Source organism: Stenotrophomonas sp. PS02301 (assembly GCF_029959485.1).
In the GTDB taxonomy this organism is placed as follows: Bacteria; Pseudomonadota; Gammaproteobacteria; order Xanthomonadales; family Xanthomonadaceae; genus Stenotrophomonas; species Stenotrophomonas maltophilia_Z.
Window position 1 is genome coordinate 31,941 of record NZ_JASCOO010000011.1, and the last position, 16,479, is coordinate 48,419.

Genomic DNA, 16,479 nt, shown 5'->3' on the forward strand with positions numbered 1-16,479 from the left:
ATGACCCGCAGTATCGCTTCGCTCAAGTTGGCCCTCGTCGTCGCCGTTGCTGCGGCCACCCTTGCCGGCTGCTCGTCGAACAACGAAGAAACACCGATTGGCGCCAGCCCGAAGCCGGCCGCCCCGAGCAATGACAAGGTCAACACCCCGCTCAAGCCAGAGCAGGTCAGTGCGTCGGCAAGCGTGCTGGAAGGCCCGTACTATGACGCTGCGTCTGACCAGCTGATTGTGAAGATCGCCGTCAAGAACACGGGCAGTGTGGTGTACCCGGTGACCGGCATAAACGCTGTCACCCTGGGCGTGGTTCAGAAGGTGCCGGGCCAGGGCGGCCAGCCGGATACGCGAGCGAGCGATACCCGCGCTGCCTTCAAGGAAGATATCAAGCCGGGCGCCACCGGGGAAGCAGATGTCAGCCTTCCCGCTGATTTTGCCGTTGCCCACAAGGTCGAGTTCGAGCCGCTTCAGGAGAACGTCGTATGGTTCGGCTACGACCTGAAGCAGCCGACGGCGGTAATCGGTCCGTTTGCACGCTGCGCCGATGGCAAGGGCCTGTGCGACGGTCAGGGCAACCCCGTTCCCGCCAAGTAAGCCCGTATTCCCGGCATGCAATTGAAAACGCCCGGGTCGACTGACTCGGGCGTTCTTGTTTCCGACCTTGGCCTGCAGGCTCACCGGGCCTGCAGCATCCACTCGATTGTTTCGCGCAGAGGCCGGAACGCGTAACCGCCGGTCAATTGCAGTAGATGCTCGTTTGAACCTGCCAGCCGGTTCACCTCATTATCGCGAACGAACTCTGTATCGCTGTGGATCTCGAAGCGGATACCAGACAGTTCTTCGATCAGTGCGATGACCGCACGCAGGCTGACGGAACGACCACTGCAGATGTTCACTGCCTCACCGCCCTGCTTCTGTTCGATCAGAAGACCGTAGCAGTGGACGAGGTCGCGAACGTCGGTGAAGTCGCGCTCTACGTCCAGGTTTCCCAGCCGCAGAACCCGCTCCCCGCGCAGCGCGTGGTCAACGACCTTGGCGACGAAGAAAGACAGTGCCTGGCCGATGCCGATGTAATTGAACGGGCGCGCGATCACGATCGGTAACCGGTCCGTGTACAACCTGCATACGTACTCGGCTGCCACCTTGCTGACGGCATAATCGTTGAAGGGCGCCATCGGCGACTGCTCCGAAAGCAGCGTATGGGACGACGGCCCGTACACGAGCGCGCTGCTCGCCACCAGAACACCTGACGGCGGGCGCTGAAGTTGCGCGGCCGCATCGAGCAGGTTGCGGGTTCCTACCACGTTCGACTGGTAAATCGCAGAAACGTCGCGGTGCGCGACATTTGAGATCCCGGCCAGATGCACGATCACGTCGGGCTTGACCCGTTCCACTACGTGGGCGACGTCTTCGGCATCGAGAAGGTCCACTGCGGATACAGTTGCAGTCGACTCGCCGGAACGCCGCAGACCATGAACGCGGTAGCCAAGCTGCTCGAGTTCCCGGGCCATGTACGGCCCGGTGAACCCTTCGATTCCGGTGACCAGAGCAATCGGTGTCATCGGTATGGTTCTCTTGTTGTAGTGCAGGTGCCGCCCGCACGCCAGGCTGCCCTGGGGTAGCCCACATACAGGCCCTGCATCAGAACGATGCGCCGGCTTCGTTGCGACGCAGGTCGGCCTTTACCATCATTTCGCAAAGCTCTTCCAGTGTCGTGCTCGGCTCCCAGCCCAGCTCACGCTTGGCTTTCTCAGGATTGCCAATCAACAGATCCACTTCCGCCGGGCGGTGGAACTTCGGGTTGATCTTGACCAGAACCCTGCCCGATTGGGTGCAGGTACCGGTTTCATCCAGACCTTCACCAGCCCATGCGATTGTGATGTCAGCTGCCTTGAAGGCCATCGTGACGAAGTCACGCACCGTTTCGGTCCGGTTGGTTGCCAGCACGTAAGTGTCCGGCTTGTCGGCCTGCAGCATGCGCCACATGCCCTCGACGTACTCCTTGGCAAAGCCCCAGTCGCGCTTGGCATCCAGGTTGCCCAATTCGATCACGTCCAGCTTGCCCAGCTTGATCTTGGCTACCGAGTCGGTGATCTTGCGGGTCACGAACTCACGCCCACGCAGTGGCGATTCGTGGTTGAACAGGATGCCGCTGGACGCGAACATGTCGTAGGACTCACGGTAGTTGACCGTCATCCAGTGCGCGTAGAGCTTGGCCACGCCATAGGGGCTGCGCGGATAGAACGACGTGTCTTCGGTCTGCGGCACCTGCTGCACCAGGCCGAACATCTCGGAGGTCGAGGCCTGGTAGAAGCGGATTTTCGGGTTGACCGCACGGATGGCCTCGAGCAGGTTCAGCGCGCCCAGCGCGGTGATCTGCGCGGTCAGCACCGGCTGGTCAAAGGAGACGCCAACGAAGCTCTGGGCAGCGAGGTTATACACCTCAGTTGCCTGACTATCCTGCAGCAGGCGGATCGACGAACCTAGGTCCTGCAGGTCGTGCTCAACCAGGTGGAGGTTAGGGTGCTTTTCAATGCCCAGCTCTTCGATACGCCAGAAGTTTACGGAGCTGGTGCGGCGGTAGGTGCCGTAGACCTTGTAGCCCTTCTCCAAGAGCAACTGCGCTAGGTAAGCGCCATCTTGGCCGGAGATACCGGTGATTACTGCTGATTTCATGGCTTTTCGTTCCTCGAAAAAATGCGGTGGCGGGCATGCTGTCCTGTAGGGGTTCACAGGGAAAACATGCGCTCCAGGGTGTTGGTGACGTTGGCAGCAGCCTTGCTGTTGCCGGGCAGGCCCATTCTACCCAGCTCCCGGCCCAGTTCCTGCGCATTGAACAGGTAGGGCTCGGCTGCGATGAACCCGGGAATGACCTGCTCTAGGCCGTCTACGTAATTGGATGCGGAAAACTCACGGGCCGCCCAGGCCGCAGCGGCCAAACCTATCCTGCGGGCATGCTCGCGCTCGCGGTCAACGAACTGGAGGTGGCCAAGCAGTGCGCCTTCCGGCTCGTGAGTGCCCACCTTGAGAACGTATTCATCAGGCAATTCAGCGTAAAACCCAGCGTCGCTGACAATCACCGGTGCGCCGGATTGCATGCCCTCGATAGCGGACGCGGATGCGCCCTCAAGGGCTGGGTCGCGAAGGCAGCAGATAACATCCGCCTCCGCCATGCCTTCGTGCAGGCGTTCATTGCTCACCCTCCCTTCAAAGGTAAGGCCGGTGAACCCGACTTCACTACAGACCTGCTCAAGCCGTCGGCGTTCGCCATCGTCGACCGGGCCCAGCACACGATAGTCGGTGCGCGCGGCCAGCGCAGGATCACGCGCCAACGCGCGAATGACCCGGTCGATACGCTTGTTCGGATTGACCATGCCAAAGGTGCGAACCGCCAGCGGGCCGCCAGCAGGCGTTACAGCCCGGCTATCAAGGTCAAATGCCTCGACCGGGTATGCCAACGACAGTTTGTGCACCGGACCAGCACACGAGTTCCGCACCCGCTCGCCATAGAACTCGGAGTGGATGATGCAGCCGAGCGTGTCGCTGGTGATCCATTCGGTCAGTGGAAAGTGCTGGGTGGCGCGCTCAAGGAGGTTTTCCCACGTCGCAGTTGCGCACAACTCCCCGGCCTTCTCGCCGTACATCCCGGTGATCAGGCGCGCAGCGTGATGCGAACGATGATTGGCGAGCAGCCAACCCCAGAAGAAATTGAGCACGCACCAGTCGTGTAGTACCGCAACATAAGGTCGCTTCTGCGCAAGTTCGAACAGGCCACCGTGATAGGCAAAGTGATCGCCAACATTGGCAATCACCAGGTCCGCCTCGTGCAGCCAATGGTGTTCTTCCTCCGATCCGTGCACGAGCACGCACGCATTCTCACGCGGGGGAAGCTCCGCATCGGCACCGACTTCGGTGCGGTAGATCGCAACATGGTGGCCTCGACCACGCAACTCGGTAACCACCGCCTGGCTGTAGCGTGCGATGGCCGAGTGCTCGGAGTATGGGGTGGCCCAGATGATCTTCATCGGGCAAGCGCCTCCACGGTCGTCGTCCAGTTGATGTTCTTGCCTGTCCAGTGCGCATGCGCAGCATTGCCCAGCTCGACAGTGCGCGCGCGGTTGGCGAACAGCTCAGAAAGCGCCGCAGCAAGCTGGTCGGTATCATCGTCGCAGACCCACCCATGCACGCCATCATGGATGAGTTCGGTGAGGTCGCCTGAATCGTTGACGGTGAGCACCGCCTTGCGGGCTTGGCAGGCCTCCATCGTGACGTAGCCATAGGAATCCTCCGCGAACGGAAGATAGGCGCAGGCCAGCGCATTGTTCGCGTAGTCGGCAATCTTCTGTCGGGGCAGGAAGCCGATGTCCAAGGTGACCCGATCGCCCAGCCGATGCTTCTCAACCAAGGCCCGCAGACGATCAGCGTCCCCCGGTGTATCGGCCGGACCGGCGATCACCAGCCGCCCCGTGCCGGGCAGCCGCGCCATGGCTTCAATCAAGCGGTGCTGGCGCTTGCCCGAGTTGATTCGTCCACCCGCAAAGACATAGTCGCCGTATGGTCCACCGGGATACATCGTCTCGTCGTTCAAGGGCGCGCGAAGTACCGTAGATTGCAGCCGGTTGTAGTGCAACAGCCGTTCCTGCACGGTGCGCCCAACCACGAAGATGTCCTTGACCGGCTCGAAAGCCGCGTTGTCGGCCTCGATGATGGCTGCACGGATCTGGCGCCCTTCCGGCGTGTCCGCGATGTTGCTTTGCCCCGCATCCCACAGGTCATAGGCCTGCCGATACTGGTGCGCCAGCCACAGCACTTTCTCCGGGAATGGAATCATGTATGCGGGAAACTTCATCGCAATAACACGGTCCACGTTGTTTATCTGCATGTTCCGGCACATCACCATCTCTTCGACGATGCGCTCGGCCGGCTCCCACGTGAACGGGACGCGCAACAATTCGGACTCATGGCCGGCCTTGCGCAGGTTGAGGACCAGTTGGTCCGCCAGTTCCTCCGCACCGCCACGCATGCCCGGAACCATATTGTTAACAACCAGAATCTTCATGACAGCAAGCGCTCCACCACATGGCTCCAGTCGATTTTCAGCTCGCTGACGCGGGAATGGGCCTCTTCTCCCATCGCCCGGGTTTTCTGGCGATCCGTCCACAACTGATCGATCGCCTCGGCCAAGGCCCGCGGATCCGGCTCTGCCACCAGGCCATTGCGTCCGTGCTGGACGAATTCGAGGACGCCGCCGGAGTCTGTGGTCGTCAGCAGAGGCTTGTGCGAGTGGGCCGCCTCGAGAGAGGGATAGCCGTACGAATCTTCGTCCTCGGGCAGGTACGCGGCGGCAAGCGCAGTCGACAGCCAGCCCGCCTTTTCATCCTCGGTGATCCAACGCTCAACGAACGTAACCTTGCTCTCCAGCCCATTCTCGGCAATGTACTGGCGCATAGTCTCGCCGTACGCTGGATTGCTGCCCGTTCCGCAGATTCGCAGCCGAACCGGCGTACGCACATGGGAAAAAGCCTCCAGGAGCAGGTGCTGGCGCTTGTGACCTTCGGTTCGACAGATGTAAACGATCTCGTCGCCTTGGCCGGCGTCGCTGAAACGGCGGGTGTCGTGCAGCGGCGGGTACAACACCTCCGGCTCCAGCCCGTTGTAGCGCTTGACACGGTCAGCAACGACCTGCGAGTTGGAGAACAGGCGATGCGCTTCGGACAGGCCCACGGTGTCAGCGCGAACGATTGCGTCGCGCAGGGCGCGATGGCGTGCGTCGTCCGGGAACCCGCGGTGTGGGGTTTCCCAAAGGTCGTAGAAGCGCCGGAAATGATGAATGAACCAGATCACCTTTTTGGGGTGCTGGATCAGGTGGGACGGTGGTCGCGTGGTGATGATGCGATCCACCGACTGACTCAGGTCCATCATCCGGTACGCGCTCATCTGGCGAAGCAGCGTCTCCGGACGCTCTTCGCTCATGGGCAGGTAGATCAGCTCCACTGTGTGCCCGTGCTCGCGCAGACGCTGCTCCAGCCATTCGACGATGAAACGCGCGCCGCCGTTGACGAAGGGTACGAACGATGAACAGATCGCGATACGCAACGTCAGCGACCTGCTTGGCGGATGGCCGATACCAGCGAGGCGACAATCCTTTCGATGTCCCCGGCGTCCAGCTGGGCATGAGTGGGCAGGTTCACGCCGCGCGCAGCCTGGTCATTGGCCACTGCGAATTCGGCGCCGTCCTGAAGGTAGGGAGGAAGCACGTGCATCGGGTAAAACACCGGTCGGGTTTCAACGCCATCTGCATCCATGAGGCGCATGACCTCATCGCGCTGGGCGTCGGACAGTCCCGTGAGCAGCACGGTATACATCCAGTACACGTGGTGGGCGTAACTGGCCACCACGGGGCGTTCGATGATGTTTGTGTGCGCGGCAAAGGCCTGGTCGTACCAGCCTGCGATCTTCTGGCGCGTTTCCAGCGCTTCTTCGATCCGCTCCATCTGCGCCAGCCCGATCGCCGCGGCGACGTTGGTCATCCGGTAGTTGTAACCCACCACCGGGAACCAGTAACGACGCTTGGGATCCATGCCCTGCCCACGATACAGGCGTAGGCGCGCGGCCAGATCGTCGTCATCGGTGGTTACCATCCCTCCTTCGCCGGTGGTGACAATCTTATTGCCGAAGAAGCTGAAGGTTGCGCAGTCGCCGATACCACCGACACGCTTGCCGTTGTACTCGGCGCCATGCGCCTCCGCAGCGTCTTCGATCACTTTGAGGTTGTGTCGGCGCGCGATCTCCATCACCGGGCCCATGTCCGTCGGGTGGCCATACAGGTGAACCACGATGATGGCCTTGGTGCGGGGCGTGATCTTAGCTTCGAGCTTAGCCGGGTCAATGTTCATCGTGCCCGGTTCGGAATCCACCAGCACCGGCTTCGCATTGCAGTAGGCGACAGCATTGGCGGTGGCGATATAGGTAAGGGTCGGGATCAGAACCTCGTCACCTTCGCCAATGCCCAGCGCCACCAAAGCCAGGTGAATTGCCGTGGTGCCATTGTTGATGGCTACAGCGTGGCGGACGCCGCAGAAGTCAGCGAAACTCTTCTCGAACCTTCCAATGAACTCGCCGGCCGATGAGATCCAGGTCGAATCGAGACATTCGTTCACATATTTTTTCTCGTTTCCGTTCAGACTAGGAACGGCAACGGGGATCCGCTTTGTCGACAACATTGGATCAATCCTTTTTCGAAATTTGTCGGGCCGGTACTCCCACCCACGTGCTTGGCGAGCCAATGTCCCGGACAACCACAGCGCCGGCGCCAACGATGGCACCTTCTGCAATGGTGATCCCTGGGATCGCGCGTGAACCGACCCCCATGAACACCGCGTCACCGACCGTCACGGTGCCAGCCAGCGCACTACCGGGGGCAATATGGGCGAATGCGCCAATCTGGCAATCATGATCGATTGACGCATTTGTATTGATTATAGCGAAATCGCCGATACGCGCATCCGCATTGATCACGGTCCCTTCCATGATGGCGCAGCCTTTTCCCAGCGACGCCGACGGGGAGATGACCGCGGTTTTCCCAATGGCGTTGACGATTTCAAAGCCCATCGCCTCCACTGTTGCAGCCACCTTGCGGCGCAGCCGGTTATCTCCTAGCGCGACGAAGGCAGCCGCAACTCCATCGGCGGCCAGCACGGGCAGTACGGCTGCCTCGGCACCGAGTACGGGCACCCCATTGACAACCTGGCCTTCCCGCCCGGCATCAAGGCAGGCAACCACCTCGTGCCCTCCCGCGCGCAGAAGATCGATAATGACCTTGGCATGCCCGCCGGCGCCCACCACGGCGACCCTGGTCATGTGCCCGCCCGACCGGGAATTCCGGGCCATGCCACATCGCTGCCATCACGACAGAGCAGAATGTTGGAACTTACTCGCCCCGCGAGTTCTCCGAACGCGGAGAGGCGCTGGCAGTGCCCATTCAGGTCGTCGATGAGATACAGCTCGAACCCATGCTCGGCACGCATCTGCTCCCAATGGTCGGGCGCCGTCCCCACGCGTGCGAGATGGGATTCCGCATATTCTGCAATGATGCCAACGTGTGGATTCTGCTCGATCAAACGGGTCATGCCGGCAATGACGTCCAGCTCGGCCCCTTCGACATCGATTTTGACCAACTTCACCGTACCTGCGGGCACCAATCCATCAAGGGTCCGGATGTCCACCCGTACCTCTTCGACGGTTTCCTCATCCAGGGGATACAGGGAGCTGTGCCCTGCCACAGATGCAATGTGGAATGCGTGACCAACCTCATCGCGGGCACCTGCTGCGAAGGGGAACACCGTGACCCGATCCTCCACTCCGCTCAGGCGCAGCGACGTACGCAGATGCTGGACAGTACGCGGCATCGCCTCCACCGCTACCACCCGTCCTTCCCTCCCGACGCGACGCGCCGCAACCACGGTGTGCAGGCCGATATTGGCGCCGACGTCCACGAAGAAATCGCCGGGGGCGAGCACTGCCTCCAGGAAGAGGCGAAGGCCCCGCTCCACGTCCCCGAACTCCGCCAGGCACATCGCCAAGAGGTCATCGTGCTCGTCGCATGAGAAGTACCCGAAGCCGGTCGCGATGAGCCAGCCATGCTGGGCACGCAGCACCCGCCTATTGCCTGTGGCATGGCTCGAAACCATCGCGGGCAAAGCTTCCAGCCCGCGACGCTGGGCATCGAGTTTTTCATGCGCAGCCACCAGAACGTCTACCGCTTGTGCCGTCTGCAACCCGATTGCATCCAGTTTTTCGTGGGCGGCAATGAACATCGCCGGCAGGCTGGCTGCCTCCGGGTCAGCTGCGCCACCGTGTGCAATCAGGTTGCTTAGCTGATCGGCCTGTTCCTGCAGACTCTCGCCAAGCCCCGTCTGGGCCACGGCGATTGAACGCACCAGGTCGTCCAGCCTGGCCAGTGCCGCAGCATCGTCATTCGAACGACCCTTGCTTATGGAGACATCAACCACTTTCTGCATCGAGTCGTGCAACGCCGCATGGGATTCACGCCAACGGTGGTCGACGGCATTCATGAGATCCAGAAGGTCAGCCTGGCGGGCAGTCAGCTCTCCCACACCCATCCCGAACCGCCGTTCGTGATCGGTGCGCAGCTGCGCCATACGCTCGTCCAACGTGCGCATGCGGGCATCCACGGCGTCGAAAGCTTCCACCATGGCCTGCTGGGTCTGCTGTTTCTTGCGCAGTGTTTCGACGAACTGGTCGTAATTGCGCGCCAAGTCCGACGTACTGCTGGCAAGCGCGCCTAGCCCCTGGGCATGGTCCCCACGCGCGGTATCGATCGACATCAGGCGCGCGTGGTTCTGCTGCAGCTGCTGCATGATGGCATCGCCGCCTGACATGACGCGCTCATGTTCGGCCCGCTTGGCCGCCGCGTCGAGTTCAATCTCACTGACCCGTTGGGCCAGTTCGCGGGTCTGCCGCGCGGAATCCAGGCGAATCAGGTCCAACTGCTGCTGCATTCCCTGCAGTGAACGCGTGACGCGACGCATCCAGCGCGCGATTCGAACCAGCGGATTCCTGTCGATCAGAACCTTTCGCCATAGGGGACCACGGCTGGCCAGCGCATGGATCACCTCACCCGGCGAGCGGGGCGGCGACAGCTCTTCGACTGCTGCAGCGCTGGGAACGTCAACACCCGACGGGTTGACCACCGGCGCAGCATCCTCCTCCTCGTCCGACTCAGCACCCGCGGAAAGGCCGATGTCCACGATCCGAATGGACCTGAGCTTAAGCCCCAGCAATCGATGATCATCCCCCATGTTCAGTGCGTTGGGGGACATCGGATTGGCGATCTGAAACTCAATGGAAACGCCCGGTGACCGACCGACTTTGCCAAGTTGGCAATCGGCTTCGATCTGCATCCATCCGGCCCCGCTGCCAAGCACCTGGTTCGGCGGCCCGCCATTGACGCTGATCGCCACCAGCGCGCGATGACCGGGCACCTGGAAGAGCATGGCGCCTATCACAACGCGGTAGCGCCGATTGACCTTGGCAGCACGCATGCGGACGTCCACCCTGGCTACTGCCGCGGTTGACCATACGCCGTCTTCCTCCGGAACCGCGAAGCCGCGCATGGTCAATGCCTCCGTTCCCGAGTAGCGAGCATTGGAGATCTCGACCTCCTGCCCGGGCGCAAGGAAACCGTCGGTGGCGCGCGACTGCACCGCCTTGTCCGCCGCGGATCTGACCGCGTTACCCAGCCTGAGATTCAATGCCATAACCTTCCGTTGTCAGCTGTGAGACCGGGATTTCGCGAAGCGTGCCGTGGTTGAGCACGAATACGCGGTTGCAATATTCGGCGATTGTGTCCATCGAATGCGAGGCCAGGCAGAAGATCTGGGAGGACTTGATGAAGTTGTGCATGCGCGCCGAAGCACGCTCCTTGAACGCTTCATCGCCAACATCGAAAACCTCGTCAACGAGCAGGATATCGGGTGTGGTGCAGGTCGCCACGGCAAACATCAGGCGCATGGCCATGCCGGCCGAATAGGTGCGCACCGCCAGCTGGAGGAAATCGCCCAAGTCGGTGAACTCCTCGATTTCCGGAATGCGCGCGTTGATTTCCTTCAGGGTGAGCCCGAGCATCAAGCCCATCCGGCGGATGTTTTCATACCCGGACAGTTCCGGGTCCATGCCGGCACCGACTTCGAGCATGGTGGCGACCCGGCCAACGCGCTCGATACGGCCTTCCAGCGGGGTGTAGATGCCGGCCATGGTTCGCAACAAAGTGCTCTTGCCTGCGCCGTTGTGGCCGACGATACCAATCGCATCGCCCTGCTTGAGGGAGAAGGACACATTGTCCAGTGCGGTGACCTGGGTAATCTGACCACTGCCGGCCTGCAGGCGGCCACCGGTGGCGATGCCCATCATCTTCCGGCGCAGCGACAGGCTGTGCGAGTTGTAGATGGGATAGCGGAGGGTAACGTTCTCGAAATTGAGCTTGGCGGTCATCATCAGATCCAGAAAGGCAGGCGCAGCTTGGCTTTGTGCAGGAACCAGAACGCCACGATCCAGCCGACGACAGCGCCGACGACCAACACCACGTACGTGGTCAGGGACGGTACGTGACCCAGCATCGGGGCGCGCAGCACTTCGATCAGGTAAGTAAAGGGATTGAACTCAAGGATCATCGAGGAGAACGGAAGGTTCTCCAAGCGGTACATGACCGGACTGATCAGGAACAGCATCGGCATGATCGATGCCACGCCGTACTCGAGGTCGCGGTAACGAGCGCCCATCACGCCGAACGCGAACGAGAGCCAGAGCATGTTGGCCATGACCAGCAGCAGGCCGGGAATGAACAGCAGCGTGTTCCAGTTCACCTCGATCTTCATGAACACTGCCACGATCACGAAGACGATCAGGCTGTGCGCGAAGTTGACCACATAGCGAATCACGATGCTCATCGGATGGACCGACAAGGGCATGACCACGTTACGGATGATCGACGCCTGCCGGACGAACAGCCCGCAGCTTTCGATCAGTACCCCTGCCAGCATCTGCCAGATGATCAGGCCGGCGGTAAGGGTAGGAATGAATTTTTCCCGGTCAATGTTGAGCAGCTGGCTCCACAGCAGGCCCAGACCGACCACGCCGACGGCGGTGGCCAGCGACTGCCAGAACGGCCCTAGCACACTGCGCCGGTAGCGCGCCTGGATGTCCCCCTTGGCAATATGGAATGAAACTTTGGCCCCCTGGATACCTTCACGAAGGTCCTTGAAGGTGGCGGAATAGCTGTGCATCAGTTTGATCCTTCCTGGCGGGAGGGGGGAACGGTGGACGGGGTGGAGATCAGTCCGCGCTGCTGGTGGATCTGTTCGATCCGGGCGATAAGCGCGCGCGCTGCGCGTTCGGGCGACAGCGTCTGCAATACCGACTCACGGGCGCGTTCGCCCATGGCCAGAGCAAGCTGGGGCTCGTCGGCCAGCCGGCGCATCCAGCGCGCCGCGTCGACCACGTCCGCCGCTGCCCAGCGCTGGCCTTCATGGTGCGCATATTCGCCTTCCATGACCGGTACCAACGTGTAGTCGACCAGAGCGCTGTTCTTGGCATCCATGAACTCCATGTTGCCGGACCAGCCAGTGCCGATGACCGGCTTGCCCTGGGCCATGCACTCGGCCAGGCCGAGGCCAAATCCTTCCGCATGGTGCAGCGATACATAGACGTCGGCGCAGCGCTGCAGCGCCTGCACGTCAGCGCGGTCAAGCACCTGGTCGCGCACCACGATGCGCGGATCGCCCGACGTCGCGTCCAGCAACAGCTGCAGGCGCTCGGGGCGACGATAACCGTTGCTGGTTTTGATCAGCAGCTGCACGCCCTTGCGCTCGGCCGGGAACGCCTGCTGGAAGGCCTGGATCGCAGCGAACGGGTTCTTCCGGTGTACGTAGGAGTTGAAGTCGAACGAAGTCAGGAACACGAAGTCGCCCGACGCAATGCCGAAGTCCTCGCGCTGCAGGCCACTGTCGCCGACATCACTGAGAGGCAGCGGAACGCACAGGATGGGCTTGTCGGTAACCCGCGCGAAGGCCTCGCCGACGTAGCGCGATGCAACTAGGACCTCGTCGACCTGCTGCAGCGCCGGCAGCCAGGTCGAGGGGATGTTCTCAAGTTCCCAGAACCAGCACGCAATGATGTAGCCACCCTCCAGGCGGGCCTTGCCAATCTGATCAAGTGCAGCGTCCAGGAAATCAGGATTGATGAAGACCAGATGCACCCGATGTGGCGCCGCGTCGCTGATGTATGCGTCGAGACTGCGATCATTCCAACCGTGCGGCAAGTTGATGTCCACGTCCACCAGCGCGGCGGGATAACGTGCCCCCAGCAGCGCGCGGGAGTACAGACGCGCGCACTCGGCCAGGCCGAATTGACCGCGCAGGTAGGCGAACACGTTGACACCGTGTCCCGCCCAGGCGGGGTCGGCCTGCCCGAAGAAGTGCACCGGCGCATCGGGAACCGCGTGCCGGCGCTGTTCCCAGCGGTCTTCATTCTCAAAGCGACAGTACACCGGCTCCGGGGGCGCCATCAGCCGCCCGGTCACCCGGTTGCGCAGCGCGGCCGGCACGAGCCGGTATATCGCCCTCAACCAGGCCTGGCTGACCACCCACTGCACCAGGCGATGGCGCAGCGGAACCATGACAGTGGGATCGGCCATCTCAGCCGACGCCGCCCGATCCGGCCGACAGAGCCGTCTCCAGATCCACCTGCAGATCACCCAGGTCTTCCACGCCCACGCTCAGCCGCACCAGCGCATCACTGATGCCCAGCTTTTCCCGACGTTCCACCGGAATCGACGCATGCGTCATCACCGCCGGATGATTCACCAGGCTTTCCACGCCACCCAGCGACTCGGCCAAGGTGAACAGTTCGGTCTTCTCGCAGAAACGCTTGGCCGCCGCGTAACCGCCCTTGAGGACGATCGAGACGATGCCGCCGTAGCCGTTCATCTGGCGGGTCGCCAGCTCGTGCTGCGGGTGCGAAGTCAGGCCGGGATAGATGACCTTCTCCACGGCCGGGTGCTTTTCCAGCCACTGGGCCAGGGCCAGCGCGTTGGCGCAGTGCGCCTTCATGCGCAGCGGCAGGGTCTTCAGGCCGCGCAGCGCCAGGAAGCTGTCGAACGGGCCCTGCACGGCGCCGATGGAGTTCTGCAGGAAGGCCATCTGCTCGGCCAGTTCGGCGTTGTCGCCGACCACGACCATGCCACCGACCATGTCCGAGTGCCCGTTGAGGTACTTGGTGGCCGAGTGCAGGACCAGGTCCGCGCCCTGCTCCAGCGGGCGCTGCAGCATCGGCGAGGCGAAGGTGTTGTCCACCACCACCAGCAGGTTGTGGCGCTTGGCGATCGCAGCGACTGCGGCGATGTCCACGATCTTCAGCATCGGGTTGGTCGGCGTCTCGATCCAGACCATCTTCGTCTGCGGGGTGATCGAGGCCTCCAACGCGGCCAGGTCGGTCAGGTCGACGAAGCTGAACTGCAGGCCGGCGGTGCGCTTACGCACGCGCTCGAACAGGCGGAAGGTCCCGCCGTAGATATCGTCCATCGCCACGACGTGGCTGCCGGCATCCAGCAGCTCCATCACCGTGGAGCTGGCGGCCATGCCCGAGGCGAACGCGTAACCGCGGCTGCCGCCTTCCAGGGAGGCCACGCAACGCTCGTAGGCGAAGCGGGTGGGATTGTGGGTACGCGAGTACTCGAAGCCCTGGTGTTCGCCGGGGCTGGACTGGGCATAGGTGGAGGTCGCATAGATCGGCGGCATCACCGCGCCGGTGCTCGGATCCGGCGACTGGCCGCCATGGATCGCCAGCGTGGCCAGGGCGAGCGAGCGGTCGCCGTGCCCGGAAGAAGCGTGATCGGACATGTTGTTTCCCAGCAATAGAAGCCCCCATGGGGGCTCCGCAAAAGGAGCGGAAGTCTATCAGCGGCGGCTTAATCGGCCGTTGACGCGGATAAACAGGAATTCATTGCGACGCAGACGCTTACTGTACGCGCCGGCGCAGGTAGTTCAGCAGATCGATGCGGGTGATCAGGCCGAGGAAATTGGCGCCGTCCATGACGATGGCGACCTGGCCGCGGTCGAACACCGGCAGCAGGGCCTCGATCGGGGATTTCACGTCCAGGCGATCCAGTTTGCTGACCATCGCGGTGGCGACCGGGTCGCGGAAGCGGGCTTCGTCGCCGTACACATGCAGCAGGACGTCGCTTTCATCGACGATGCCGACCAGCTGGTCGCCGTCCATCACCGGCAGCTGCGACACGTCATACAGCTTCATGCGCTGGTAGGCGGTGGTGAGTAGATCATTAGGACCGATCACGACGGTGTCGCGCTGCCCGTACGGGCGCAGGATCAGGTCGCGCAGGTCGCCCGACTGCGGGCGCTCCAGGAAGCCGTTGTCCAGCATCCAGTAGTCGTTGTACATCTTGGACAGGTACTTGTTGCCGGTATCGCAGACCAGCACCAGCACCTTCTTCGGGGTGGTCTGCTCTTTGCAGTACTTCAGCGCCGCGGCCAGCAGGGTGCCGGTCGAGGAACCGCCGAGGATGCCTTCCTTGCCCAGCAGCTCGCGTGCGGTATGGAAGCTCTCGGCATCGCTGATCGCGTAGGCCTTGGTGACGCGGCTGAAATCGGCGATCGAGGGCAGGAAGTCCTCGCCGATGCCTTCCACCAGCCAGCTGCCCGACTTGTCGTTGAGCACGCCGTCATTGATGTATTCGGCCAGGATCGAGCCGACCGGGTCGGCCAGGACCAGTTCGGTCTTCGGCGAGAGGGTGGAGAAGGCGCGCGACAGGCCGGTCATGGTGCCGGAGCTGCCACAGCCGAACACGATCGCGTCCAGGTCGCCGTCCATCTGCGCCAGGATTTCCGGGCCGGTGCCGAATTCATGGGCGGCCGGGTTGTCCGGGTTGCCGAACTGGTTGATGAAGTACGCGCCAGGGGTTTCCTCGGCCACGCGCTTGGCCATGTCCTGGTAGTACTCCGGGTGGCCCTTGGCCACGTCCGAACGGGTCAGCCGCACTTCGGCGCCCATCGCCTTGAGATTGAAGATCTTCTCGCGGCTCATCTTGTCCGGCACGACCAGGATCAGCTTGTAGCCCTTCTGCTGGGCGACCAGCGCCAGGCCCAGGCCAGTGTTGCCGGCGGTGCCCTCGACCAGGGTCGCGCCCGGCTTGAGGTCGCCACGCTGCTCGGCGGCTTCAATCATCGACAGGCCGATGCGGTCCTTGATCGATCCTCCGGGATTGGCACTCTCGAGCTTCAGGTAAAGCTCGCAGACACCGGTATCCAGGCGCTGGGCCTTGACGATCGGGGTCTGGCCAATGAGTTCGAGTACGGAGGAGTGGATTGCCATCGGTTCACATCGATTCGCGCCGCAAGGCGGCCGGACCGGTGATTATCCGACGGTTGGCGGCGAAAGTCAGGTTGCCGCGTTCATAAGCGGCGCGGACGGCACCGGTCGACGAGGAGACCGGAACCGCCCGCGACGTAGGGCGGTAAGGGGGGTCAGTGCACGGGGGAGGCGTACATCCGTTCCAGTCTCTGCTTGGCCAGCAGCTTTTCACGCTTCATCTGTCCCAGGGTGAGGCTGTCTATCGGAAGCACACCCAGCTCGGCATCCATGCACTTCTTGTTCAACTTCTGGTGCCGTTCGTAGAGCGCCTTGAATTCCGGATCCTGCTTGCGCCGTGCGTCGATATCGCTCTGGGGCTGACCTTCAAACATGATGAACCTCCTATCGCTTCTGCAGAAACAAGAACGCCCCGGCCTGACGGCACGGGGCGCTGCTTGGGGCGGAGTGACTGGCAACCCTGACCTGCGAACCCGCAGCGGCGTCCAGTAGCGACTGGACCTGCGACTGCTGTGATTCGTGGCGCTGGTGCATTGCCGGCCCTCCTATCGTCCGGGCCGCGGAAGGCGACCCGGACAACTG

15 protein-coding genes are annotated in these 16,479 nt (G+C 62.4%); 1 reads left to right on the forward strand and 14 read right to left on the reverse strand.

Annotated elements, in window-relative coordinates; all coding sequences use genetic code 11:
• Positions 1-588 carry a hypothetical protein gene (locus tag QMX81_RS04795; protein WP_121042551.1) on the forward strand — a complete coding sequence of 196 codons (588 nt, stop codon included), beginning with the start codon at positions 1-3 and terminating at the stop codon, positions 586-588.
• Between the two features lie 80 nt (positions 589-668).
• Here the strand turns inward: QMX81_RS04795 and QMX81_RS04800 are convergent, their stop codons facing one another.
• The 14 genes from QMX81_RS04800 to QMX81_RS04865 form a co-directional block, all read right to left on the reverse strand.
• Positions 669-1,556: an NAD-dependent epimerase/dehydratase family protein gene (locus QMX81_RS04800; RefSeq protein WP_121042549.1), complete on the reverse strand. Its 888-nt coding sequence runs from the start codon at positions 1,554-1,556 to the stop codon at positions 669-671.
• A 79-nt stretch (positions 1,557-1,635) separates the two neighbouring features.
• A complete protein-coding gene (gene gmd / locus QMX81_RS04805) occupies positions 1,636-2,670 on the reverse strand; it encodes a GDP-mannose 4,6-dehydratase (RefSeq protein WP_121042547.1) in 1,035 nt (344 codons plus the stop codon).
• Positions 2,671-2,723: 53 nt separating this feature from the next.
• Positions 2,724-4,019: a glycosyltransferase family 4 protein gene (locus tag QMX81_RS04810; RefSeq protein WP_121042545.1), complete on the reverse strand. Its 1,296-nt coding sequence runs from the start codon at positions 4,017-4,019 to the stop codon at positions 2,724-2,726.
• Positions 4,016-5,053, reverse strand: a complete 1,038-nt coding sequence (locus QMX81_RS04815; protein ID WP_282259177.1) for a glycosyltransferase family 4 protein — start codon at positions 5,051-5,053, stop codon at positions 4,016-4,018. Before QMX81_RS04815 ends, QMX81_RS04810 begins: the two co-directional genes overlap by 4 nt.
• On the reverse strand, positions 5,050-6,090 hold the full coding sequence (locus tag QMX81_RS04820; RefSeq protein ID WP_121042541.1) for a glycosyltransferase family 4 protein: 1,041 nt from the start codon (positions 6,088-6,090) through the stop codon (positions 5,050-5,052). The genes QMX81_RS04815 and QMX81_RS04820 overlap by 4 nt, the downstream gene beginning before the upstream one ends.
• 2 nt (positions 6,091-6,092) lie before the next feature.
• The gene (locus QMX81_RS04825; protein WP_282259180.1) at positions 6,093-7,217 is read right to left on the reverse strand and encodes a DegT/DnrJ/EryC1/StrS family aminotransferase; all 1,125 of its coding nucleotides are present in this window, start codon (positions 7,215-7,217) and stop codon (positions 6,093-6,095) included.
• Positions 7,218-7,221: 4 nt separating this feature from the next.
• Positions 7,222-7,854, reverse strand: coding sequence for an acetyltransferase (locus tag QMX81_RS04830; protein ID WP_121042537.1), 633 nt, complete (start codon positions 7,852-7,854; stop codon positions 7,222-7,224).
• Entirely contained in the window at positions 7,851-10,274 is a 2,424-nt protein-coding gene (locus QMX81_RS04835) for an FkbM family methyltransferase (RefSeq protein WP_282259183.1), read from the reverse strand. The genes QMX81_RS04830 and QMX81_RS04835 overlap by 4 nt, the downstream gene beginning before the upstream one ends.
• Positions 10,249-11,007: an ABC transporter ATP-binding protein gene (locus tag QMX81_RS04840; protein WP_121042535.1), complete on the reverse strand. Its 759-nt coding sequence runs from the start codon at positions 11,005-11,007 to the stop codon at positions 10,249-10,251. The genes QMX81_RS04835 and QMX81_RS04840 overlap by 26 nt, the downstream gene beginning before the upstream one ends.
• Positions 11,008-11,009: 2 nt before the next feature.
• Positions 11,010-11,798, reverse strand: a complete 789-nt coding sequence (locus QMX81_RS04845) for an ABC transporter permease (RefSeq protein WP_121042533.1) — start codon at positions 11,796-11,798, stop codon at positions 11,010-11,012.
• The gene (locus tag QMX81_RS04850) at positions 11,798-13,156 is read right to left on the reverse strand and encodes a glycosyltransferase family 4 protein (RefSeq protein ID WP_282259190.1); all 1,359 of its coding nucleotides are present in this window, start codon (positions 13,154-13,156) and stop codon (positions 11,798-11,800) included. Before QMX81_RS04850 ends, QMX81_RS04845 begins: the two co-directional genes overlap by 1 nt.
• Before the next feature lie 52 nt (positions 13,157-13,208).
• A complete protein-coding gene (locus QMX81_RS04855) occupies positions 13,209-14,411 on the reverse strand; it encodes a cystathionine gamma-synthase (protein WP_282259193.1) in 1,203 nt (400 codons plus the stop codon).
• 118 nt (positions 14,412-14,529) lie between these two features.
• A complete protein-coding gene (locus QMX81_RS04860) occupies positions 14,530-15,900 on the reverse strand; it encodes a pyridoxal-phosphate dependent enzyme (RefSeq protein WP_102788976.1) in 1,371 nt (456 codons plus the stop codon).
• 152 nt (positions 15,901-16,052) lie between these two features.
• Positions 16,053-16,271 (reverse strand): YdcH family protein, encoded by a 219-nt coding sequence (locus QMX81_RS04865; protein ID WP_121042527.1) that lies wholly within the window; start codon positions 16,269-16,271, stop codon positions 16,053-16,055.
• Between the last annotated feature and the right edge of the window lie 208 nt (positions 16,272-16,479).